This is a genomic window from Methylobacterium sp. UNC300MFChir4.1 (assembly GCF_900110155.1).
GTDB lineage: Bacteria > Pseudomonadota > Alphaproteobacteria > Rhizobiales > Beijerinckiaceae > Methylobacterium.
The window spans coordinates 71,218-93,378 of record NZ_FOCS01000023.1; the positions used below are offsets into that span (position 1 = coordinate 71,218).

Annotated in this window: 15 protein-coding genes; 10 read left to right on the forward strand and 5 right to left on the reverse strand. The window is 73.3% G+C overall.

The window, feature by feature from the left end; all coding sequences use genetic code 11:
• Positions 1 to 96: 96 nt before the first annotated feature.
• Both nikR and BMY19_RS24460 read left to right on the forward strand, forming a co-directional pair.
• Positions 97 to 543, forward strand: coding sequence for a nickel-responsive transcriptional regulator NikR (nikR, locus tag BMY19_RS24455; RefSeq protein ID WP_100253222.1), 447 nt, complete (start codon positions 97 to 99; stop codon positions 541 to 543).
• A gap of 348 nt (positions 544 to 891) precedes the next feature.
• Positions 892 to 2,916: a TonB-dependent receptor gene (locus tag BMY19_RS24460; RefSeq protein WP_244535005.1), complete on the forward strand. Its 2,025-nt coding sequence runs from the start codon at positions 892 to 894 to the stop codon at positions 2,914 to 2,916.
• An 87-nt stretch (positions 2,917 to 3,003) separates the two neighbouring features.
• On the opposite strand, the gene BMY19_RS24465 is transcribed toward BMY19_RS24460, so the two are convergent.
• The gene (locus tag BMY19_RS24465) at positions 3,004 to 3,939 is read right to left on the reverse strand and encodes a helix-turn-helix domain-containing protein (RefSeq protein ID WP_056533482.1); all 936 of its coding nucleotides are present in this window, start codon (positions 3,937 to 3,939) and stop codon (positions 3,004 to 3,006) included.
• Between the two features lie 226 nt (positions 3,940 to 4,165).
• On the opposite strand from BMY19_RS24465, the gene BMY19_RS24470 reads away from it, so the two are divergent.
• Both BMY19_RS24470 and BMY19_RS24475 read left to right on the forward strand, forming a co-directional pair.
• On the forward strand, positions 4,166 to 5,137 hold the full coding sequence (locus tag BMY19_RS24470; protein ID WP_091927673.1) for a bifunctional helix-turn-helix transcriptional regulator/GNAT family N-acetyltransferase: 972 nt from the start codon (positions 4,166 to 4,168) through the stop codon (positions 5,135 to 5,137).
• Positions 5,138 to 5,419: 282 nt separating this feature from the next.
• A complete protein-coding gene (locus BMY19_RS24475) occupies positions 5,420 to 7,111 on the forward strand; it encodes a methyl-accepting chemotaxis protein (protein WP_100253223.1) in 1,692 nt (563 codons plus the stop codon).
• Between the two features lie 221 nt (positions 7,112 to 7,332).
• Here the strand turns inward: BMY19_RS24475 and BMY19_RS24480 are convergent, their stop codons facing one another.
• Positions 7,333 to 7,605: a hypothetical protein gene (locus BMY19_RS24480; RefSeq protein WP_020094328.1), complete on the reverse strand. Its 273-nt coding sequence runs from the start codon at positions 7,603 to 7,605 to the stop codon at positions 7,333 to 7,335.
• 319 nt (positions 7,606 to 7,924) lie between these two features.
• On the opposite strand from BMY19_RS24480, the gene BMY19_RS24485 reads away from it, so the two are divergent.
• Positions 7,925 to 9,745, forward strand: a complete 1,821-nt coding sequence (locus BMY19_RS24485) for an amidohydrolase (protein WP_170863031.1) — start codon at positions 7,925 to 7,927, stop codon at positions 9,743 to 9,745.
• Positions 9,746 to 9,774: 29 nt separating this feature from the next.
• Here the strand turns inward: BMY19_RS24485 and BMY19_RS24490 are convergent, their stop codons facing one another.
• Entirely contained in the window at positions 9,775 to 10,701 is a 927-nt protein-coding gene (locus tag BMY19_RS24490; protein WP_056533477.1) for a LysR family transcriptional regulator, read from the reverse strand.
• A gap of 116 nt (positions 10,702 to 10,817) precedes the next feature.
• On the opposite strand from BMY19_RS24490, the gene BMY19_RS24495 reads away from it, so the two are divergent.
• From BMY19_RS24495 to BMY19_RS24515, 5 genes are all read left to right on the forward strand, one after another.
• Positions 10,818 to 12,143 (forward strand): CitMHS family transporter, encoded by a 1,326-nt coding sequence (locus tag BMY19_RS24495; protein ID WP_100253224.1) that lies wholly within the window; start codon positions 10,818 to 10,820, stop codon positions 12,141 to 12,143.
• Between the two features lie 37 nt (positions 12,144 to 12,180).
• Complete coding sequence (locus BMY19_RS24500) at positions 12,181 to 13,518, forward strand: acyclic terpene utilization AtuA family protein (RefSeq protein WP_100253225.1); 1,338 nt, start codon at positions 12,181 to 12,183, stop codon at positions 13,516 to 13,518.
• Between the two features lie 18 nt (positions 13,519 to 13,536).
• Complete coding sequence (locus BMY19_RS24505; RefSeq protein WP_091980715.1) at positions 13,537 to 13,881, forward strand: AtuA-related protein; 345 nt, start codon at positions 13,537 to 13,539, stop codon at positions 13,879 to 13,881.
• A 98-nt stretch (positions 13,882 to 13,979) separates the two neighbouring features.
• Entirely contained in the window at positions 13,980 to 14,267 is a 288-nt protein-coding gene (locus BMY19_RS24510) for a hypothetical protein (RefSeq protein ID WP_100253226.1), read from the forward strand.
• A 364-nt stretch (positions 14,268 to 14,631) separates the two neighbouring features.
• Complete coding sequence (locus BMY19_RS24515; protein ID WP_244535004.1) at positions 14,632 to 16,854, forward strand: TonB-dependent siderophore receptor; 2,223 nt, start codon at positions 14,632 to 14,634, stop codon at positions 16,852 to 16,854.
• A 286-nt stretch (positions 16,855 to 17,140) separates the two neighbouring features.
• Here the strand turns inward: BMY19_RS24515 and BMY19_RS24520 are convergent, their stop codons facing one another.
• Together BMY19_RS24520 and BMY19_RS24525 are read right to left on the reverse strand one after the other, a co-directional pair.
• Positions 17,141 to 21,259, reverse strand: coding sequence for a non-ribosomal peptide synthetase (locus tag BMY19_RS24520; RefSeq protein ID WP_100253228.1), 4,119 nt, complete (start codon positions 21,257 to 21,259; stop codon positions 17,141 to 17,143).
• Positions 21,256 to 22,161, reverse strand: a 906-nt coding sequence (locus BMY19_RS24525) for a phosphopantetheine-binding protein (RefSeq protein ID WP_139215690.1), incomplete at its 5' end; no start/stop codon positions are given. The genes BMY19_RS24520 and BMY19_RS24525, both read right to left, overlap by 4 nt.

Consider the following 22,161-nt stretch of genomic DNA (forward strand, 5'->3'; position numbering starts at 1 on the left):
GGCTCTTTTTCTGCCGCGCCGGGCGATGCGAGCCCGGCGGCTGTTCACGGGCCCCGCGTCCCCGTACCAGAAGGCCCCGGGAGCGGCAGGACGGGCATGCAGCGCATCACCATCACCATCGACGACGCCCTGCTGACGGCGGTCGACGACCTCTGCGCGCGGCGCGGCTACGGCAGCCGCTCGGAGGCGGTGCGCGACATCGTCCGCGACGCCCTGGCGCCGGTCCGCGCCGCGGAGACCGGGGGATCGGCGGCCTGCTACGGGGCCCTGAGCTACGTCTACAGCCACGGCACCCGCGACCTGGCCCGCCGGCTGACCGGCGAGGGGCATGAGCACGGCGTCTCGATCGCCAGCCTGCACGTGCACCTGACCCACGACGCGTGCCTCGAGGTGGCGGTCCTGCGCGGGCCGGTGGCCCGGATGCAGAGCTACGCCGACGCCGTCGTCACGCAGCGCGGCGTCCGCTACGGTCACCTGCACCTCATCCCGGAGGGTGACGACGCCCGCACCCATCCGGGCCACGGCGACGACGGCCCGGCGTGAGGCCCCCCCGCCCGCGATCCAGCGCCCCGTCGGCTGCGCCCCGTCGGCTGCGCCCCACGCGCAACACGGCCGGCCTAATCCGCCCGTATGACTTTTTCGTATATTTATCATACGGGCGGCGTGCGAGAGTCCGGGGATCGCCACGCCTCGCCCGGTCTGCCGGTGTCACGCCCGACTTCCCGCCCGACTTCCCGTCCTGTCTGCCGCCACCGGCCTGCCGCCCCCGGCCTCCGCGCCGTGACCCGGCTGCTCGCCGCGGGCGGCCTCGTCGTCGCGACCGCCGGGCGCGGCTGGGCGGCGCCTGAGGGCGCCCCGACACCGTCGGCCGTCACCCTGTCCGAGATCTCGGTGGTCCCCGCGGCGCCTCCAGTCATCCCCGCGACGGACGGGCCCGGCGCCAGCGCGGGCTATGTCGGCGGCGTCACCGGGATCGGCGGCGCCCTGCTGAGCGTCGACGCGGCCAGCGCCGGCCTCATCGGCGGGGCGGTCCTCAACGCCCGCCCGGTCACGCGGCCCGGCGAGGTGCTGGAGGCAGTGCCGGGCCTGATCGTCACCCAGCACAGCGGGGAGGGGAAGGCCAACCAGTACTTCCTGCGCGGCTTCAACCTCGACCACGGGACCGACATCGCCATCAGCGTCGACGGCATGCCGGTCAACATGCGCACCCACGCCCACGGCCAGGGCTACGCCGACCTCAACTTCCTCATCCCCGAACTCGTCGGCGCGGTGGAGTACCACAAGGGGCCGTACTTCGTGCGCGACGGCGACTTCGCCTCCGCGGGCTCGGTGCGCATCGACTATCTCGACACCGTGCGGGAGAATCTCGCGCTGACCTCGATCGGCAGCTTCGGCTACAAGCGGGCCCTGTCGATCGCCTCGGCCCCGCTGGGCGAGGGCACCCTGCTGGTGGCCGGCGAGGCGCAGGTCTACGACGGGCCGTGGACCGTCCCGGACGCGCTGCGCAAGCTCAACGGCGTCGCCCGCTACAGCCAGGGCACGGCGCTGGACGGGTTCGCGGTCACCGGCATGGCCTACGCGTCCCGCTGGACGGCCACCAACCAGATCCCGGAGCGGGCCGTCGGCGCGGGGCTGATCGGCCGCTACGGCACCCTCAACCCCACGGATGGCGGCGACACCGCCCGCTTCTCCCTGTCGGGGCGGTTCAGCGCGACGGACGACACCGGCATCACCCGGGCCTCGGCCTACGTGATCCGCTACCAGATGAACCTGTTCAACGACTTCACCTACTTCCTCAACGATCCCGTCGGCGGCGACCAGTTCCACCAGCTCGACCAGCGCGTCCTCGGCGGCGGCGAGGTGCTGCACATCTTCCAGGGCGACCTGTTCGGCCGGCCGCTGGAGGTCGAGGTCGGCGCCCAGACGCGGACGGACTCGATCCGCGTCGGCCTGTTCAACACCACCTTCCGCCAGTACCGCTCGACCGTGCTCGACGACCGCGTGCTGGAATCGAGCGGCGCCCTCTACCTCGACACGCGGGTGCGCTGGACCGAGTGGCTGCGCACGAGCGTCGGCGTGCGGGCGGACGGCTACTATGCCGACGTCCGCTCGGACACGCCGGCGAACTCGGGACGGGCCACCGACGGCATCGTCAACCCGAAGCTCGGCCTCGTGCTCGGACCGTGGTCCGACACCGAGATCTACGTGAATTACGGCGGCGGCTTCCACTCGAACGACGCGCGCGGCGTCACCGCCACGGTCGATCCCGCGAGCCCCCTGTTCAACATCACCCGGTCGCCCTTCTTGGTGCCCTCAACGGGCTACGAGCTGGGCCTGCGCAACCGCTCGATCGCCGGGCTGGAGACGAGCCTCGCCCTGTTCCGGCTCGACTTCGCCTCGGAGAACATCTTCCAGGGCGACACCGGCACCACGGAGCCGAGCCGCCCGACCCGCCGGTTCGGCGTCGAGTGGACGAACCGCTACGCGGTGACGCCGTGGCTGTCCCTGGACGGGGATCTGACGATCACCAACGCCCGGTTCTCCAGCTACGACCCGGCGGGCAACCGGGTGCCGGAGGCCCCCACGACCATCGCGTCGGCGGGCGTGACCTTCGGCGAGCCCCTCGGCTGGTTCGGGAGCCTGCGGGTCCGCTATTTCGGGCCGCGCCCGCTCATCGAGGACAACGCGATCCGCTCCCGGGCGACCGCCCTGCTCAACGGCCGCATCGGCTACCTGTTCGACACCGGGGTGAGCGTCTCGCTGGACGTGCTCAATCTGACGAACAGCAAGGCCGACCAGATCACCTACGCCTACGTCTCGCGCCTTCCGGGCGAGCCCGCCGAGGGGCTGATCGACCGCGTCTTCCACCCGGTGGAGCCCACGGCCGTGCGCCTGACGATCGCCGGGCGGTTCTGACCGCCAGCGCCACGACGACACGCGGGTCCCGACCCCCTCGCGGCAGACCCACGCCGCGACGGACTTCGTCCCGGCGTCCCGGTCGCGTCAGCCGCCGCTGCGCGAGACCCGGTAGTCGCGCGGGGTCAGGCCGTAGGTCTCCCGGAACGCGCGACTGAGCTGGGCGCCGCTCCCGAAGCCGTAGGCCTCCCCGATCGCGCCGATCGACCGCGGCTCCAGCGGATTGTCGAGGGCGGCCCGCACGGCCGCGAGGCGCTGCCGCGCGCGGTAACGCGCCACCCCGCCTTCCGGCTCGAACAGGCGGTAGAGCTGGGAGCGCGATATGCCGAGCGCCCGCGCGATCGCGTCGATCCGGGGCGGCGTGTCGAGCTGGCCGCGGATGAACCGCTTCGCGGCCCTGAGCCGGGCGGCCTCGAGCGGCGCGGCCGCGCGGGCCGCTCCCTCCAGGCTCGGGCGCGCGCAGGCCGCGACCATGTGGAGCGTGGCCTGCGCGATCGGGGCGGCGTCGGTCGCGGTGATCGCGCCGCTATGCGCGGCCAGGCTCCGGATATGGTCGGCGAGCAGGCGGCCCGCGCCGCCGGTCAGGATCAGCCCGTGCATCGCGTCCTCGTCCGGCAGCACGGTGGCGATGGAGGCGCGCGGGACGGCCAGGATCAGCGAGTCCGTCTCCGGCACCCGGCTGCGGCGGTACGGCTGCGACAGGTCGTTGAGGCTGACCGCGCCCGCCGGAACCTCCGCCACGCCCCGTTCGGTCTCGACGCTGTAGGCGTGCCGGCTGAGGTGCAGGACGAACCCGTCCTGACCGTCGCGCCGGATCCGGGAGCGGGACCGGGCCGGCCCCTGCGGTGCGGCGCTCATGACGCGCAGGGCCATCGGGCCGATCAGCGTCGTCTCGATCCGGCCCGAGAAGCCGTGCGGATCGGCATCGAGGTCGTGGGCTGCGAACAGCGCGCGCCACGCGGCGAAGCGGTCGCGCTCCGGCAGGGCATCCGTCGTGAAGAGGGAACGGGGTACGACGTTCACGGCGGGACCGATGAGCGAGGGTTGAGTGATTTTACCTTACGTTGCGCGATCGACCAGTGCGCACGGGACACAATCTACGATCTGACGCGACCCGCTCCCGCGGGGCGACGGTCTGTACCCCGAGGCCATCGTTCCATCGCGGCAGTGCCGCGACGCGCCAACCTTCGGGCCATCGGGGCTTGCGAGAAACATAACGCATTATATAAATCGTGTCGGGAGGACCGACATGCCGGCAGACATCCTCGACGAACTCGGGCCGCTGTTCCTGGGCAGCCGCCTCAAGCGCCTCGCCGACCGCTTCCAGGCCGACGCCGCCCGGATCCTGCGGGACGAGGGGCTCGGCATCCAGCCGGCCCAGTTCCCGCTCCTCGCCGCCATCGACCGCTACGGGCCGCTGACCATCGGCGACGCCGCCGCCGCCCTCGGCGTCAGCCAGCCGGCGGCCACGCGCACGGCGGCGAGCCTCGTCGCGCTCGGCTTGCTCGAAGAGGCGCGGTCGGACGCGGACCTTCGCCAGAAGGCGCTGTCGCTCAGCGGTGCGGGCAAGGCCCTGATGGCGCGCGCCAAGGACGCGCTCTGGCCGCGCGTCGACAGGGCCGTCGCGAGCCTGTGTGCCGGCCTGTCGGGCCCCCTGCTGGACCAGGTCGCCGCCCTGGAGCGCAGGCTCGACGCCGTCCCGTTCGCGGCCCGCATCCGCCAGGACGGCGCGGCCGGCGACGCCGCGACGGGCCTGACGATCCGGGACTACACGGACGCGCTGGCGGACCGCTTCCGCGACATCAACGCCGAGTGGATCGAGGCGATGTTCGCGCTGGAGGAGAACGACCGCCGGATCCTGTCCGATCCCCGCGGCGAGATCCTGGACCGCGGCGGGCTCATCCTGTTCGTTGAGTCGGCGGATCTCGGGATCGTCGGCACCTGCGCGCTGATGCGGACGGAGGCGGGCTGCTACGAGCTGACCAAGATGGCCGTGTCCGCGCGGGCCCGGGGCCGCAAGGCCGGCGAGCACCTGCTGCGGGCGGTGCTGGCCCGCGCCGCGGCCATGGAGATCGAGACGCTCTACCTGCTGACCAACACCAAGTGCGCGGCCGCCGTGCACCTGTACGAGAAGGTCGGGTTCCGGCACGACCCGGAGATCATGGACCGGTTCGGCCGGCGCTATGCCCGCTGCAACGTGGCCATGCGCTATCCCCTGTGACGCCGCGCCCGACGCGCCGAGGGCGACCCGTTCCCGGCCGTGCGCGGGCCCGCGCGGCGCCGCAGCGAGCCGCTCCCATCCGCGGAGGACAGCCGCGCACTCTGCGTCAGATCTCGTTCAGCAGTGACGATGCGCGGACAGACAAAATGATGGGCGCGAAAAGTTCAACTGAAAATTGATTTGGGCGATCTGTTTGTGAGAGCATCAGCAACAGATCCCGTAACGGAATCTTATCGTCGCGCTTCCATCTTGGCGGTCTCGCTCTGGAGCTGCGCTCGGACAATGAAAGCTTGGTTCGCGAAACTCTCGATCCAGTACCGGCTGGTCGGAGCACTCGGGCTGCTCATCGTCTGTCTGCTCCTCGTCGGCGGCGTGGGCCTGCACGCCGTCGGCGATCTCGCCGAGGACCAGGTCCGCCTCGGCAACGGCACCCTGCCCAGCGTGCGCTACGCCGGCGAGCTGCGCGGCAACGTGATCGACGTGCGCGTCAGCGTCGTGAACCACATCCTCTATCCCGAGGCCGCCCACATGCGGGCCGAGGAGGCGGCCCTGGCGAAGAAGACGGAGGCGGTGGCCGCCGCGATGCGCAACTACGCGCCGCTGATCGACGGTCCGAAGGAGCGCGCGCTCTTCGACGTGTTCGACCGGGAATGGAAGAGCTACCTCGCGGCGATCCCCGCCGTGCTGGAATACTCGCGGACGGGCCGCAAGGATCTGGCGCTGCGCGAGAGCTTGGTCGGCGTCCGCCCCCACATCAAGGCGGCCTCCCAGGCGCTCGAGGAGATCGTGGCGCTCAACAACGCCAGCGGCGAGACGGCGATCGCCCAGGGAGCGGCCGCCGCCTCCGGCGCGAAGCGGCTCATGCTGGCGATCGGCGCCATCGCCCTCGTGCTCGCGACCGCGCTCGGCGCGCTGATCGTGCGGAGCATCGCCGCCAGTGTCCGCGCCGTGCTGGAACCGATGCGGCGGCTGGCGGCCGGGGACCTCGCGGTCGCGATCCCGCACCAGGGCGAGCGGAACGAGATCGGCCAGATCGCCGACGCCGTGCAGGTCTTCAAGGATTCGGGGATCGAGGCGCGGCGGCTGGCCGCCCTCCAGGCCGAGGCCGACGCCGCCAAGATGCGCCGCGCCGAGCTGCTCGACCGCATCACCCGCGGTTTCGAGCGGGAGGCCGGGGCGCTCACGGACGAGCTGACCGCCGCCGCCACCGAGATGGAGGCGACCGCCGCCTCGATGACCGAGATCGCCGCGCAGACCAACACCCTCGCGGCGAGCGTCTCGGTCGCCGCCGAGCAGACCTCCGGTAACGTCCAGCAGGTCGCGAGCGCGACCGAGGAGATGGCGGCCTCCGTGCAGGAGATCAGCGGGCAGGTGACCCATTCGGTCGAGATCGCCGCCTCGGCCATCGCGCGCGCGCAGGAGACCGGCACCATCATCCGGGAGCTGTCCGACAGCGCCGACCGGATCGGCGCGGCGGCCGGCCTGATCTCGGGCGTGGCGAGCCAGACCAACCTGCTCGCCCTCAACGCCACCATCGAGGCGGCGCGCGCCGGCGAGGCCGGCCGCGGCTTCGCGGTGGTGGCCGCCGAGGTCAAGACGCTGGCCGAGCAGACGGCCCGGGCGACCCAGGAGATCTCCGCCCGGATCGGCGCGATCCAGTCCGCCACGCGGGGCGCGGTGGAGGCGGTCCAGGGCGTGAGCCGCACGATCGACGACATGTCGGGCATCGCCACCCACATCGCCTCGGCGATCGAGGAGCAGGGCGCGGCCACGCGCGAGATCGCGCGGAACGTCCAGGCGGCCGCGCACGGGACCCGGCAGGTCACGGGCCATATCGGATCGGTGCGCGAGGGGGCCGGCGAGACCGGATCGGCCGCGACGCAGGTTCTCGACGCCGCGCGCACCCTCGCGGTCCGGTCCGACGGGCTCAGCCGGGCCGTCCGCAGCTTCCTGGACGAGGTCCGGGCCGCCTAGAGCTGCGCCCGATCGAGGCGCGACGGGGGGATCGCCGAGCCCGTGCCGTCCGCGGTGCGGGCCCCTCTCCCGCACGGCAGAGGGGGCATGGCGCGGCTGCCCCGCCGGAGCGTCTGTCTCCCGGATCTATATTCCGGAACGGTGCACAACGACCGGGACCGCCGCCCGCGTGGGGCCTCGGCGCGCCGGTCGGCCCGGGGATCGGGCCGCCCCGCCCGCGCTCAGTTGCAGCCGTCGCAGATGCTGCGCTCGATCTTGTTGAGCCGGGCGCGCTCGTGCTCCTGCACGGCGCGCGGCGGCACCTCGCCCGGGCCGAGGGACGTGCCGGGGGGTTTGGTCACGCCGAGGCTGTTGGTGTTCGGCGCCGTGATCGTCGTGGCCGGGCCGCCACCCGTGCCGGTCTGGTCGGGCGCCAGGCCCTGGGCCGCGAGGGTGGCCGGGACGGCCAGGCTCAGCAGGGCCAGGCCCGCGGAGCGGAAGAGGGTTCGGGTCATCGTACCTCCCGTCGTCGAGCGCGCGTGAAACAGCTTGGCAGTATCCGTCGCCTCCCGAAACCGCCTTCGTCCAGTTGTGAGCCGGATGGCTCCACTATCCACCGTAATCCGACTGGCCGATAGAGTCCCGACTGCGCTCGGAGCGATCGCTTGGCGGACCGGTTCGGCTGCCGGCCCGGTCGGTCCGATCCGATCGCACGATCATCGGGCAAAATCTATCCGGTCAGATCTTAGTCGATCGCTAATAAATATTAGCTAAGTATTTACAAGAGCGGGATCGGGTCCCGTCGGGATCGGATCCGGGAACAGGGAGCCTCGCATGTGCGTCGCGTGTGACTGGGCGCCCCATTTCCAGGCCTTCGGGGGCGGGCGCGCCGTCAATCGGCGCGCGGTGCTGCGGTCGGGCGCGGCCATCACCGCGACGGCGCTCGCGCTGGACCTCGTCCCGACGGGCGCCCGCGCCGAACCGGGGAGCGGTCGCGCGGCCGCCGCGGGGCCCGCCGACGTCGTGTTCCACAACGGCCCCGTCTACACGGTGGCGGGGCCGGCCCCCTGGGCCGAGGCGGTCGCGGTGCGCGGCAACACCATCGTCCATGTCGGTGACGCGGCCGGCGCGCTGGCGCTGGCCGGCCCGGCCACGCAGATGGTGGATCTCCAGGGCCGGCTGCTGATGCCCGGCTTCGTCGAGGGCCACACCCACCCCTTCCTCGGCGCGTTCCTGACGTCCGGGGTCGACCTGCAGCGCGAGAACCTCGCCCAGGTCCTCGCGGCCATCGAGTCCTACGCGAAGGCGCATCCGACCGGGCCGATCCGCGGCTTCGGGTGGCGCGTCGACATGTTTCCCCCGGAGGGCCCCAACCGGGCCGAACTCGACGCCATCCTGCCGGACCGGCCGGCCTTCTTCTTCGCCATCGACGGGCACAGCCTGTGGGCCAATTCCAAGGCGCTGGCGATGGCCGGCGTCGACCGGGACACGCCCGACCCGATCCCGCGCTTCAGCTACTACGCGCGCGACCAGAAGGGCGACCCCACGGGCTACGTGCTCGAGGTCAACGCGGTCCTCGGGCTGGTCAACGCCGTGGAACCCATCAGCGTCGCCGCCATGGGCAGCCTGCTGGAGGGCTGGCTGCCCAAGGCCGCGGCCGCCGGCATCACCACGGTCTTCGACGCGGGCGTCCCGCCCGTCGGCAGCGATCAGGCCGCCATCATCGCGCTCTACGTGGAGGCCGAGAAGCGCGGCACGCTGCCGTTCCGCGTCTCCGCCTCCTACTCGGTGAAGTCGCTGCCGATCGACGACACGGTCGAGCAGTTCAACGCCGTGCGTCGGCAGGTCTCCGGCGAGCTCGTGCACGTCGACATCGTGAAGATCGTCGGCGACGGCTCGCAGGGCGGCTACACGGCGTGGCTGATCGAGCCCTACGCCGATCTGCCCGACTCGACCGGAGGGTCGCCCTTCACCGAGGCGCAGTGGCACGACCTCGTCGGCGCGGTCGACGCGGCGGGCTTCGACGTCCACGTCCACGCCTGCGGCGAGCGGACCGCCCGCGTCGCCCTCGACGCGATCGAGAAGGCCGTGGCGAACAACCCGGCCCGCGACCGGCGGCACGCCATCGCCCACTTGGTCTATGTCGAGGACAGCGACGCGCCCCGCTTCGCCCGGCTCGGCGTGACCGCGCAGTTCTCGGCCAACTGGTCGTCGGCCGATCCCGACACGCTGCAGAACATGATGGCGCGCTACGGCGCGCACCGCGCCAGCCGGATGTACCGGACCAGGACGATCCTGAAGCAGGGCGGGCGGGTCTCCTTCGGCACGGACTGGCCGGCGGCCGGCTACGTCTCGACCTACGAGCCCCTCACGTCGATCCAGGTCGGCGTGACGCGGCAGCTGGTCGGCCGGCCGGACGCGCCCGTGCTGAGCCCCGCCGACGAACGCTTGACCGTCGCGGAGGCGATCCACGCCAACACGATGGGCGCCGCCTACCAGCTCCGCATGGACGACAGGATCGGGTCGGTGGAGGTGGGCAAGCGCGCCGATCTGATCGTCCTCGACCGCAACATCCTGACGATCGATCCGCACGAGATCCACCGGACCAAGGTCGCCCTGACCATGATGGACGGCGTCGTGCGGCACCGGGCCTGAGGATCCGGCCGGACGATCAGGCCGACCGGTCAGGGGCCCGGCGCGGCGCCGGCGGCCGTCCCGCCCGGATCCGCGAGCCGGTCCGCCACCAACCGGCAGAACGCCTCGGCCGCAGGCGGCATCGTCCGCCCGGCCTTCTTGATCAGGCAGACCGGACGCTCGAACAGCGGGTCGTCGATCGGCCGCGAACGGAGCAGGGGCTCGGCCCGGATCTCCCGCGCCGCGCCCGGGAGGATCGTCAGGCCGAGGCCGGCCCGGACCATGCTGACAGCGGTCATCATGTAGGTGGCCTCGCAGGCCACGCGGGGCAGGCGGCCCGAGCCGACGAAGGCGCGGTCGACCACCGCCCGCACGCTCGTGGCCGGGTCCATCAGGATCAGGGGGTGCTCGGCGAGCGCCGCGATCGTGACCCGGGGCAGCGCGCCGATCGGATGATCGGCGGGATAGATCACGTGCAGGGCGTCGCGCGTCCGGTGCAGGACGCCGATCTCCGGATCGCGGACGTCGCCGCCGACGATGCCGAGATCCGCCTCCTCCTCGCGCACGAGGTCGAGCACCCGCTGCGCGATGACGTCCTTGATCCGAAACGTCACGGCGGGGTGCTCGGCGCGGAAGCGGACGATCGCGTCGGACAGCACGCTCGCCGCGAAGGACGGTAGCGTCGCGACGCGCACGACCCCGTGGCGCCGTGCCGCGAGGTCGCGGGTGTCGACCACCACGGCGTCGAGGTCGCGCAGCACCCGCTCGAACACGGGCAGCAGCTCGCGGCCGAGCCGCGTCGGCGCGACGGTGCGGCTGGTCCGGTCGAGGAGCCGCGCGTCGAGCATCTCCTCCAGGCGCTGGATCTGAACCGTCAGGGCGGGCTGCGACAGGTTCAGCAGGGCGGCCGCGCGGGTGAAGCTGCCGACCTGGACGACGGACACGAAGGCCCGCACCTGCCGCAGGTTGAGATCCATAATCTCAGGCTATCGCTGCAATCCGATCTTTTCAATTGTGTCATGAAGCCGTCCGCCGTTTCCTGACCCGATACAGGCGCGGGTCCGAACCACGCCGGCGCCAACGGGAGGAACGGATGCTGGCCCTGCTCGGCCTGTGCACGATCGCGCTGCTGCTCGCCGCCATCCTGACCAAGCGGATGTCGCCCCTCGTGGCGCTGATCGTCATCCCGGTCGCGGCCGCCCTGATCGGCGGGTTCGGATTCGACACCGGCAAGTTCGTCCTCGCCGGCCTGCGGAGCCTCGCGGGCGTCGTCGGCATGTTCGTGTTCGCGATCCTGTTCTTCGGCATCGTCAGCGATGCCGGGATGCTCGACCCGATCATCGACCGGATCCTCGCCCGGGTCGGCACCCGCCCCACCCGGATCGTGCCCGGCACCACCCTGCTGGCGCTGCTGATCCACCTCGACGGGTCGGGCGCGGTGACGTTCCTGATCACCATCCCGGCGATGCTGCCGCTCTACGACCGCGTCGGCATCGACCGGCGCGTCCTGGCCTGCGCCGCCTCGATGGCGGCGGGGGTGAATTTCCTGCCCTGGACCGGGCCGATGATCCGCGCCTCCGCGGCCCTCAAGCTGCCGATCCCCGAGATCTTCTCGCCCCTCGTGCCGGTACAGGCGGTCGGGCTCGTCTTCATCTTCGCCGCCTCGTACTGGCTCGGCCTGCGGGAGGAGCGCCGTCTGGCCCTCGTCCCCGGGACGACGGGGTCCGCGGGGTCCGCGCCCGGCCCGGCCACGACCGCCCGGACCCTCAGCGACGCGGAGCGGGCCCTGCGCCGGCCCGACCGCTTCTGGATCAACATCGTCCTCACGGCCGCGGTCCTCGGGACGATGGTGTTCCTGGCCGAGAAGGTGCCGCCGGCGCTGATGTTCATGCTCGGCACGGCGCTCGCGCTGGTCATCAACTACCCGCAGGTCGACGCCCAGCGGCAGCGCGTCGACGCACACGCCAGGGCCGCGATCCTGATGGCCTCGATCCTCCTCGCCGCCGGCGTGTTCACCGGGATCATGCAGGGCACCGGCATGCTCAGGGCCATGGCCCAGACGGCCGTCACCTTCGTGCCTCCCGAGATGGGGCGCCACATCCCGTTCGGGCTCGGCCTCGTGTCGATGCCCCTGTCGATGCTGTTCGACCCGGACTCGTTCTACTTCGGCGTCCTGCCGGTGGTGGCGGAGGTGGCCCACCAGCTCGGCGTCCCGCCGGTCCAGGTCGCCCAGGGGGCGCTGCTCGGCCAGATGACGACGGGCTTCCCCGTCAGCCCGCTGACGCCCGCGACCTTCCTGGTCTGCGGCCTGACCGGGATCGACCTCGCCGACCACCAGAGATTCACCTTCCCGTTCCTGCTGGCGGCCTCGGTGGTGATGACCCTCGCCTGCGTCGTCCTCGGCGTCTTCCCCATCTGATCCCCCTTTGACTCCCTCAGACAGCGGAGAGCGCGCCATGAGAACCGTCCGCCTCGGCGCCGGCGCCGGCTATGCCGGGGACCGCATCGAGCCCGCCGTCGAACTCGCCGAGCGCGGCGACCTCGACTACCTCGTGTTCGAGTGCCTCGCCGAGCGCACCATCGCGCTGGCGCAGCAGGCGAAGCTGCGCGACCCCGAGGGCGGCTACGATCCGCTGCTGGAGGCGCGCCTGCGGGCCGTGCTCGGGCCGTGCCGGGCCCGCGGCATCCGCATCGTCACCAACATGGGCGCGGCCAACCCGGTCGCCGCCGCCCGGAAGGCCGGGGCGCTCGCGCGGGAGCTGGGCCTCGCCGGCCTGCGGATCGCCGCGGTGACCGGCGACGACCTGCTCGACGCGGTGCGGGCGGGCGCCTTCGTCCTGGAGGAGAGCGGCGAGCCGGTCGCCGGCCTCGGCAACCGCGTCGTCTCGGCGAACGCCTATCTCGGCGCGGCGCCGATCGTGGCCGCCCTCGCGGACGGCGCCGACGTGGTCATCACCGGCCGCGTCGGCGACCCGGCCCTGTTCCTGGCCCCCCTGGTGCACGCCTTCGGCTGGGCGATGGACGACTGGGAGCGCCTGGGCCGCGGCACCCTCGCGGGCCACCTCCTCGAATGCGCCGGCCAGATCACCGGCGGCTACTTCGCCGATCCGGGCTGCAAGGACGTACCGGACCTCGCGCGCCTCGGCTTCCCCATCGGGATCGTGGCCGAGGACGGCACGGTCGAGATCACGAAGGTCGCGGGCTCGGGCGGCCGGATCAGCCTCGCCACCTGCAAGGAGCAGCTGCTCTACGAGGTGCACGACCCGGCGCGCTACATCCAGCCGGACGTGGTCGGCGACTTCTCCGAGGTCGAGATGGAGCAGGTCGGCCCCGACCGCGTCCGGGTGCGCGGCGCGACGGGCGCGCCGGCGACGGGCCTCTTGAAGGTCTCGGTCGGGTACGTGGATTCCTATATCGGCGAGGGGCAGATCTCCTACGCCGGGCCCGGCGCCCTGGCCCGCGGCCGGCTCGCCCTGTCGGTGGTGCGCGAGCGCCTCGCCCTCACCGGCGTGGCGACGACCGAGCTGCGCTGCGACCTGATCGGCGTCGACGCGCTCCACGGCGCGGCGCTGTCGGGCGGGCGGGAGCCCTACGAGGTCCGCCTGCGGGTCGCCGGGCGGACCGAGACCCACGCCGAGGCCGTGCGGATCGGCAACGAGGTCGAGACGCTCTACACCAACGGCCCGGCCGGCGGCGGCGGCGCCTGGAAATCGGCCCGCGAGGTGGTGGCGGTGCAGTCGGTCCTCGTCCCGGCCGCCCTCGCCCGGCCGCGCGTGCACGTCGTCGAAGCCTGAGAGCCGGGAGACCCGAGGATGAAGCTGCGCGCGCTCGCCCATGCCCGCACGGGCGACAAGGGCAACACCTCGAACATCGCGCTGATCGCCTACGACGCGGCCGATTACGAGCACCTCGCGGCGCACGTCACGGCCGAGCGGGTGCGGGCGCATTTCCGCGGGATCGTGACCGGCGACGTGACCCGCTACGCGTTGCCGAAGCTCGGGGCGCTGAACTTCGTGCTCACGGGCGCGCTCGGCGGCGGCGTCACCCGCTCCCTGGCCCTCGACGCGCACGGCAAGAGCCTCGGCGCCGCGCTCCTCGATCTGGACATCCCGGACCTCGGCGCCGGCCGAGCCGCACGCGGAAGCCCGAGACGGTGAGGGGCGAGGCCGCCGCGGCCTGATCGCGATGCGGGTTCGAACCAGAGGCCGCCCATGACCGTTGACGGTCGTTCAGCGTGACCGTTCGAAGAGCCCAGATGGACCGCCCCCGCCGCGTCGGACTGCCCTGGTACACCCCGGAGCAGTACCCAGCCCTGCGCAACAGCCTCGCGGACGGCGCCAAGCTGCCCCCCGACTACGAGACCTGGCGCGTCGCCACGGAGCAGATGGAACGGGAGGTGCAGCGCAGCGGCGTCGAGGTCGTGCGCGTGCCGGTCGAGCCGGAGATCTTCGCGGAGTGGTGCGAGCGCGCCGGGCTCCCGCGCGACGCCGCGGCGCGCGCCCGGTACGCGGCCGCCGCACTGGCGGCGGACTGGGCCGTCTGAGAGCGGGCGCCCAGCCGGGCCCCGAGCCGGGCGACGTTCGGCGGGCCCCCGCGCCCGCGTCACGGATCACGTCGATCCCGCCATCCCTGCCGGGTTGTCCTACGAGGACTAGCACATCGCAGTAGAGCGGTTGCGTGCAACTCTTTTCCGCCGATCTCACGCGACTCGTCCCGACGGAGCGGCCCGGGGAAATCTCGCAAATTAGAATTATTACATGTTGATTTTGTCTCTGATCTGCAACTGAACTGCCGTTATAGGCTCACAGGCGAGCTTGACCTATTGCGTTCCTGTGCGGCGGCCGCGCAGATGGAGGTCTCGCAGCCGAATCCGACCGCGGCGGCTGCAGCGCCCAAGAGTTGCCTGCATGTGCGTCGATTTCGCTCCCGCTCCGTCCGATCGACCACAGAAGCGCCTCCCGTATTGGGGGCCGCTCCTGCTGTCGGCGGCCGTCGGTATCTCGCTGCCCGCCGACGAATTGGCCGCGCAGCCGGTGAGCGGCGGGCAGACTGCTGTCACCCTCGACGAGATCCAGGTTGTCGGACAGGGAGGATTGTCGCCCAACACGGCGACCGGGCCGGTCAACGGTTACGTCGCCAAGGCGAGCGCGTCCGGCACGAAGACGGACACGCCGATCATCGAGACGCCGCAGACGATCAACGTCGTGGGCGCCCGCCAGATTCGCGACGAGGGGGCCTCGACGCTGGCCGAGGCCCTGGCCTACACGCCCGGCCTGAGCAGCCAGGCCGTGGGCGGCTTCGCCAAGGTCTCGGACGGTTTCACGATCCGCGGCTTCACCGTCGAGGCGGGCAATTCGGGGCTGCTGCGCGACGGTCTGAAGCTGCAATCGGGCGTCTATGACGGGACGCAGGAGCCGTACGGGCTGGAGCGTCTGGAGGTCCTCAAGGGCGCGGCGTCGATCCTGTACGGCCAGCTCTCGCCCGGCGGCATCGTCAACGCCGTCAGCAAGCATCCGCTCCAGACGCCGTTCAACGAGATGAATGTCAGCTTCGGCCAGTACAATCGCAAGGAAGTGTCGGGCGATTTCACCGGACCGCTCACCGACGACGGCGCGTGGTCCTACCGGCTGACCGGGCTGATCCGGAACAGCGACAGCTATCTCGCGTACACGCCCGACGACAAGCGCTACATCGCGCCCGCGATCACGTGGCGGCCGTCGACGGCGACCTCCGTCACGCTGCTCGGCTACTATCAGGAGATCCACACGCGCTTCCAGCCGCCGCTCTCGGCGGTCGGCACGCTGCTGCCCAACGGCCGGTTCCCCCGCTTCGCCATCGACCGGTTCTACGGCGAGCCCGCCTTCGACCGGTACGATTCCCGGTCGGGCGCGATCGGCTACCAGATCGACCACGCCTTCTCGGACTCGGTCCGGCTGCGCCACGCCCTGCGCTACTACCAATCGGGGGTCGACTGGGACTACCTGACCCCGACATCCCTGCTGGCGAACCGGCAGGTCGCGACGCGCGGCGTCAGCATGCGCAATGAGAACGCGACGGGCGTGGCGTCGGACACCTCGCTCGAGACGAAGTTCGTCATCGGCCCGACCGCGCACACGCTGCTGACCGGCATCGACTACTACCGCAGCTTCCTGAACTCGGAGCGCTACACCAACGGCACCGTCGGCAATCTGAGCGTCTACGCCCCGGTCTACGGCCTGACCTACCCGCGGATCAATTACGCGATCAACACCGGCTCGAAGAGCCTGCTCGACCAAGTCGGTATCTACGTCCAGGATCAGGTCAGGTTCGACCGCTTCGTCTTCCTGGCCGGCGGCCGCCAGGACTTCGCGCGCACGCAGGTCCTCACCTACCGCACCGGCGCGCAGCTCGATCAGAACGACAGCGCCTTCAGCGGGCGGCTCGGCCTGCTCTATCTCGGCGATTACGGGCTGGCGCCCTACGTCTCCTACAGCCAGTCCTTCCAGACCTTCGCGGTCACCGACCGGAACGGCAATCCCTTCCAGCCGTCGCTCGGCGAGCAGTACGAGGGCGGCCTGCGCTGGGAGGTCCCGGGCGCCGACACCCTGCTCAGCGCCGCGTTCTACCGGATCAACCAGACGAACGCGCTGGTGGCGGACCCGGTCAACCCGGTCTTCAGCACGCAGGCCGGGCAGGTCCGCTCGCAGGGCTTCGAGGCCGAGGCGCGGACGAATTTCGGCCCGCTGGAGGCGGTCGCCTCCTACTCGTACACCGATGCCCGGCAGACGCGGACCACGGTCGCGGCGAACTTCAACCAGCGCCTCGACCTCGTGCCTTACAACCAAGCCGGCGTGTTCGGCACCTACGACATGGGCCTATTCGGGATCCCGGGCCTGCGGCTCGGCGGCGGCGTGCGCTACGTCGGCAGCTCGAACATCTCGGGCGCGACCTTCGACTCGCGCGCGGCGACTCTGTTCGACCTCGTGGCGCTCTACGATTTCGGCGTCGCCGACCCGAGCCTCAAGGGATGGCGCGCCCAGATCAACGCCCGCAACGTCCTCGACCATTCCTACGTCACCTGCGTCACGGTGAATGGCTGCCGGTACAGCGAGCCGCGCAACGTGTTCGGGACCCTCACATACCGGTGGTGAGCCTCTCGCCGGCGGTCGCCCCCACGCGGGGCGGCGGGTCCGGACGCGGCGGGACCGCGCCCGGGCATCCGCGTCGGACGGCCGCCGTGACCCGCCAGCGTCGGCCCCGGCCGGATCGGCGCGCGGTCCCTGATCCGACGCATCCCTGCGCCCGCCGCGGACCGGACGCACCGCGCGCTCCGGGTCCCCGCCGCCGCTGCGGCCCCTCGTCCCGCGCGCGGGAGCAGAGATCGGCGCCGTCCTGTCGGGATCGACGCGGGCCCTCGCGGAAGGGCCCGCGCCCGGATCAGGCTTCGGCCGCGTCGAGGGCCTCGGCGAACGCGTCCTGGAACGCGGTGCTCCGGAGGATGTCCAGGTGCCGCGCGCCGGGAATGATCCTCAGGTCCGCGACCGGCGCCAGCGCGCTCCAGTCGCGCAGGCGCTCCGGTCGCGTCAGCGAATCCGCGGCCTGGAAGACGTGCACGGGCCGCGCCAGCGGCGCGAAGGCGTGGCGCTTGGCCCGCACGCGCTTGTCCAGGAGAGCCCACAGCTCGAACTCGCGCGCCGTCAGGTCGGGCCCGTCCGCGGGCAGCTCCGGGTTGTCGATGAGGTAGGCGTCGAGCGCCTCCCGCTCGTCCGCGTCCATGCGGGCGATCAGCCCGCGCCACTGCTCGGCCATCCGCGAGCCGTCCAGCCAGTCCGCGCGCCGCCGCGCGGCCAGCGCCCGCGCCTCCGCGTCCAGAGCCCGCGGCGCCGCGAAGGGCACCGACTCGAACACGTCCACGAGGCCCAGGAAGTGGACGCGCACGCGCCCGTCGAGACGGCGCGCGGTCTCATAGGCGAGGTCGCCGCCGGACGACCAACCGACCAGCGCGCACCGGCCGCCCGGCGCGTGCGCGGCGACGCACTCCGCGTAGGCGCCGCTCAGCGCGGGCACGTCGTACCCCTGCCAGCGCGCCTCCGTGTAGACGTGGCTGACGAAGCCGTGGACCGGCCGCTCCGGGCCGAGCCGCGCGGCCAGCGCGGCGAACTCGGTCGCGTTGGCGATCAGGCCGGGGACGCAGAAAAGCGGAATCCGTCCGCCCTCGCGGCGGAGATAGACGATCTCCGGCCCGCGCGGAGCCGCCGGCGCGACGCGTTCGGCGAGGTCGGCGAGGCTCTTCGCGCCGAGGATCTGGGCGAGGGTGAGGGTCTTGCCCCCCGCGACGCCCTGCCGGCGGATGCGCGCGAGCATCTTCAGGCTCAGGATCGAGTCGCCGCCGAGGTCGGCGAAGGCGTCGTGGCGGCCGATCGCGGACGGATCCAGGCCGAGGAGGTCGGCCCAGAGGGCAGCGAGCGCCCGCTCCGTCCCGTCCCGGGGCGGATCCTTCCCGTCCGTCCCGCGCGCCACCTCCAGCGACGCCAGGGCGCGCCGGTCGAGCTTGCCGTTGGGGGTCAGGGGCAGCGCGTCGAGCCGGGTCAGGCTCGTCGGCACGAGGGCCGGCGGCAGGCGCTCCGCGAGTCGGGCGCCGACCGCGGCGAGGTCGAGGTCCGGGTCGGCCACGACGTAGCCGGCGAGGCGCGGGCCCTCCGCCCCGTCGGCCTCCGGTTCGGCGAGCGCGATGACGGCGGCGTCGCGGATTCCCGGAAGGTCGCGCAGGGCCGCGGCCGCCTCGCCGGGCTCGACCCGGTGGCCCCGGATCTTCACCTGGTCGTCGGCCCGGCCCACGAAGGCGAGGCTGCCGTCGCGGAGAAGCCGGACGCGGTCGCCGGTCCGATAGAGGCGCGCCCCGGGGCCGGCGTGCGGGTCCGGAACGAACCGCTCGGCGGTGAGGCCCGGCCGGTCGAGATAGCCCCGCGCGACCTGCGGCCCGCCGAGGTAGAGCTCCCCCGTCGCGCCCGGCGGCACCGGTGCGAGGAATCCGTCGAGCACGCGCGCGCGGACGCCCGGGAGCGGCGTCCCGATAGCCGCGCCGCCGGCCCAGCGTCCGGCCCCGTCCTCCGGGCCGAGCGCACCGTCACGGTGCTCCGCCCCCGCGCGGACCTCCTGGCACAGCGCGCCGACCGTCGCCTCGGTCGGCCCGTAATGGTTAACCACCCGGCAGCCGGGCTTCAGCGCGGCGATCCGGTCGACGAGGGGCCAGCGCAGCGCCTCGCCGCCGAGGATGAGGAGCCGTTCGGGCAGCGCGGCGGCGGGGTCGGCCGCCTGGAGCAGGGCGCCGAGGTGGCTCGGCGCGATCTTCAGGGCGTCGACCCTCCGGCCCCCGGCCGCGTCCCCCCCGACCGCCGCGGCGAAGCGGTCGGGGTCGAGGGCGGTCTCGTGGTCGAGGAGGTCGAGTTCCGAGCCGCCGGCCAGCGCGCCGAACAGCACGGTGTTGCCCAGGTCGGCCGCCACGGTCGAGGCCATCGCGACGCGGCCGCCGGCGGGCAGGCCGACGCGCGCGAGCATTCCGGCCACGTACTGCGCGAGGCCGCCGCGGGTCACGACGACCCCCTTGGGCCGGCCCGTGGAACCCGAGGTGTAGAGGATGTAGGCCGCCGCGTCGGGATGCGGCGGCGCGGCCGCGAAGGTCGGGGCCGCCGCGTCCGCGGCCGGGTCGAAGCGCGCCGCGATCACCGGCCGGTCGGGCCGGTCGCCCGGAACCGGCTCGCCCAGGACGAGGCAGGCCCCGCACTCGGCCACGAGGTCGGCCCGGCGGGCGGCCGGGAGACCGGGATCGATCGGCACGTAGGCGGCGCCGGTCTTGAGGATCGCCAGGAGGCCGAGCACCCATTCGGGGCCGCGGCCGAGATGGAGGGCGACCCGCGTCTCCGGCCCCGCCCCGTCCGCGGCCAGCCGCGCGGCGAGGCGGTCCGAGGCGGCATCCAGCTCGGCCCGGCTGTGGGAGCGCCGGCCCTGCCGCAGGGCGGGCGCCTCCGGTGCCTCGGCCGCACGGGCGCGCCAGGCCGCGACCACGTCGGGCGCGACCCCGTCGAGCGCGGCCGGGTCCGTCGCCGCGGCCGGGGCGGGGCTCGCCAGCGCGTAGAGCGGGCGGTCGGGTTCGGCGACGGCCGCGGCGAGCAGCGTCGCGAAGGCCTCGGCCAGGCCCGCGACGGTCTCGGGGTCGAACAGGTCGCGGGCGAACGCCAAGCGGCCGCACAGGCCCTCGGCGGAATCGACGAGATCGAGGCTGAGGTCGAAGTGGACGTCGCCCCCGTCGAGCCCACGCAGCCGCATCGGCCGGCCGGCGAACCGGGGGTCGGGCGGGGGCGCCGCCTGCTCGGTGACCTTGACCTGGAACAGCGGGTGGAGCCCGGGCCGGCGCTCCGTCGCCGACGCCGCGACGATCCGGTCGAACGGCAGGTCGGCGTGCGCCTGGGCGGCCAGCAGCCGATCGCGCACCTGCCGGAGATGGGCGCGGAACCCGTCGCGCGGGTCGACCCGCGCCCGCAGGACCCCGATGCCCGTCAGGTGGCCGACCATGCCGCGCGTCTCGGGCCGCCCGCGGTCGGCGAGCGGCAGGCCGACGCGCACGTCCGCGCCGTCGCCGTAGCGCGCCAGCGTCAGGGCGAACCCCGCGAGGGCGGCCATGAACGGCGTCGCGCCCTCGCGGCGGGCGAGGCTCCGCAGGGCCTCGCTCACTTCGGGCGGGATCCGGAACGCGTGGATCCCGCCCGAAGCGGCGCGCTCCGCGTTGCGGGGCCGGTCGAGGGGCAGCGGCGTCTCGGCCGGGGACGCGCCCAGTTCCGAGCGCCAGTACGCGGCCTGGCGCTCGGCCTCCCCGGCCTCGAGCCGGCCGTGCTGCCAGAGGGCGTAATCCGCGTACTGCACGGGCAGCGGTGGCAGGCCGTCGGCCCCCGCCTCCCGCGACTGGGCCGCGTACAGGGCGTCGAGGTCGCGCAGCAGCAGGGGGATCGACTGCCCGTCGGCGGCGATGTGGTGCAGGCCGAGCAGGATCCGGTCGGTGCCGTCCCCGAGGCGGTGCAGCTCGACGCGGAGCAGGGGGCCGGCCTCCAGATCGAACGGCGTGCGGGCCAGGGCCTCCGCGAGGGCGTCGCTGCCGGCGGCGTCGAGCCCCTCGCGGGCCCGGATCGGGACCGGGGCGGCCGGGTGGACGCGCTGGCACGGCTCGCCCTGCGGATCCAGCCCGAAGGTGGTGCGCAGCGGCTCGTGGCGCCGCACGAGGTCGTCGACGGCGGCCTGGAGCCGCGCCGGATCGAGGGTCCCGGCGATCTCGACGATGCCGGTCAGGTTGTAGGCCGGGCTCAGGGGCTCGCGTTGCCAGGTCAGCCACAGGCCGCGCTGCGCCGCCGAGAGCGGCAGCGCCGTCCTGTCGCCGTCCGCCGGGACGATCGGCAGGGTGGCGAAGTCGATCCCGTTATCGGCGAGCTTGGCGAGGAAGGCCCGGCGCTGCTCCGGCGCGAGCCGGGCGAAGCGTCGCGCGATCTGCGTGGCCTGAAGGGTCATGTCCGCGTCGCTCCTGCCGCCGTCTCGATCGCGTCGAGCCAGCTCTCCATGTCGGTGAGGTCGGCCGCCCCGGCCCCGCCGGTGCTGCCGGTGCTGCCGTCCGCGTCGATCCGGGCGGCCAGATCCGCCAGCGTCGGGTGATCGAAGACCGCGCGCAGCGGCAGGCGCGGTCCCAGGCTCTCCTGGACGGCGGCGACGAGCTTCATGACGAGGATGGAATCGCCGCCGCGCTCGAAGAAGGTGTCGGAGCGGGCGACGGCGTCGGGGCCGGGCAGGCCGAGCACCGCGGCCCAGAGATCGGCGAGGCGCCGCTCGGTCGCCGTGCGCGGCGGGTCGGCGTCCCGGGCGGACACGTCCGCGTCGGGCTCGGGCAGGGCGCGGGCGTCGAGCTTGCCGCTCGCCGAGAGCGGCAGGGCGTCGAGCAGGACGATCGCGGCCGGCACCAGGGCCTCGGGCAGGTCGCGGGCCAGGGCGCGGCGCAGCTCCTGCGGGTCGGGGTGCGCGCCCAGCACCGGCACCGCGTAGGCCACGAGCCGCGCGGGGCCGTCGGGTCTGCGGCGGGCGAGGACGGCGGCCTGGGCGATGCCGGGTTGCGCGCGCAGGGCGGCGGCGACCTCGCCGGGCTCGACGCGCTGGCCGCGGATCTTGACCTGCTCGTCGGCGCGTCCGCCGTAGTCGAGGGCGCCGTCGGGGCGGCGGGCGGCGCGGTCTCCGGTGCGGTAGAGGCGCGCGCCGGGCCTTCCGAACGGGTCGGGCACGAAGCGCTCGGCGGTCAGGCCGGGGCGTCCGAGATAGCCGCGGGCGAGGCCGGTGCCGCCGATGTAGAGCTCGCCCACCACCCCCACCGGCACCGGGTGCAGCGCGTCGTCGAGGATCCAGGCCGTCCGGTCGCCCACCGGGCT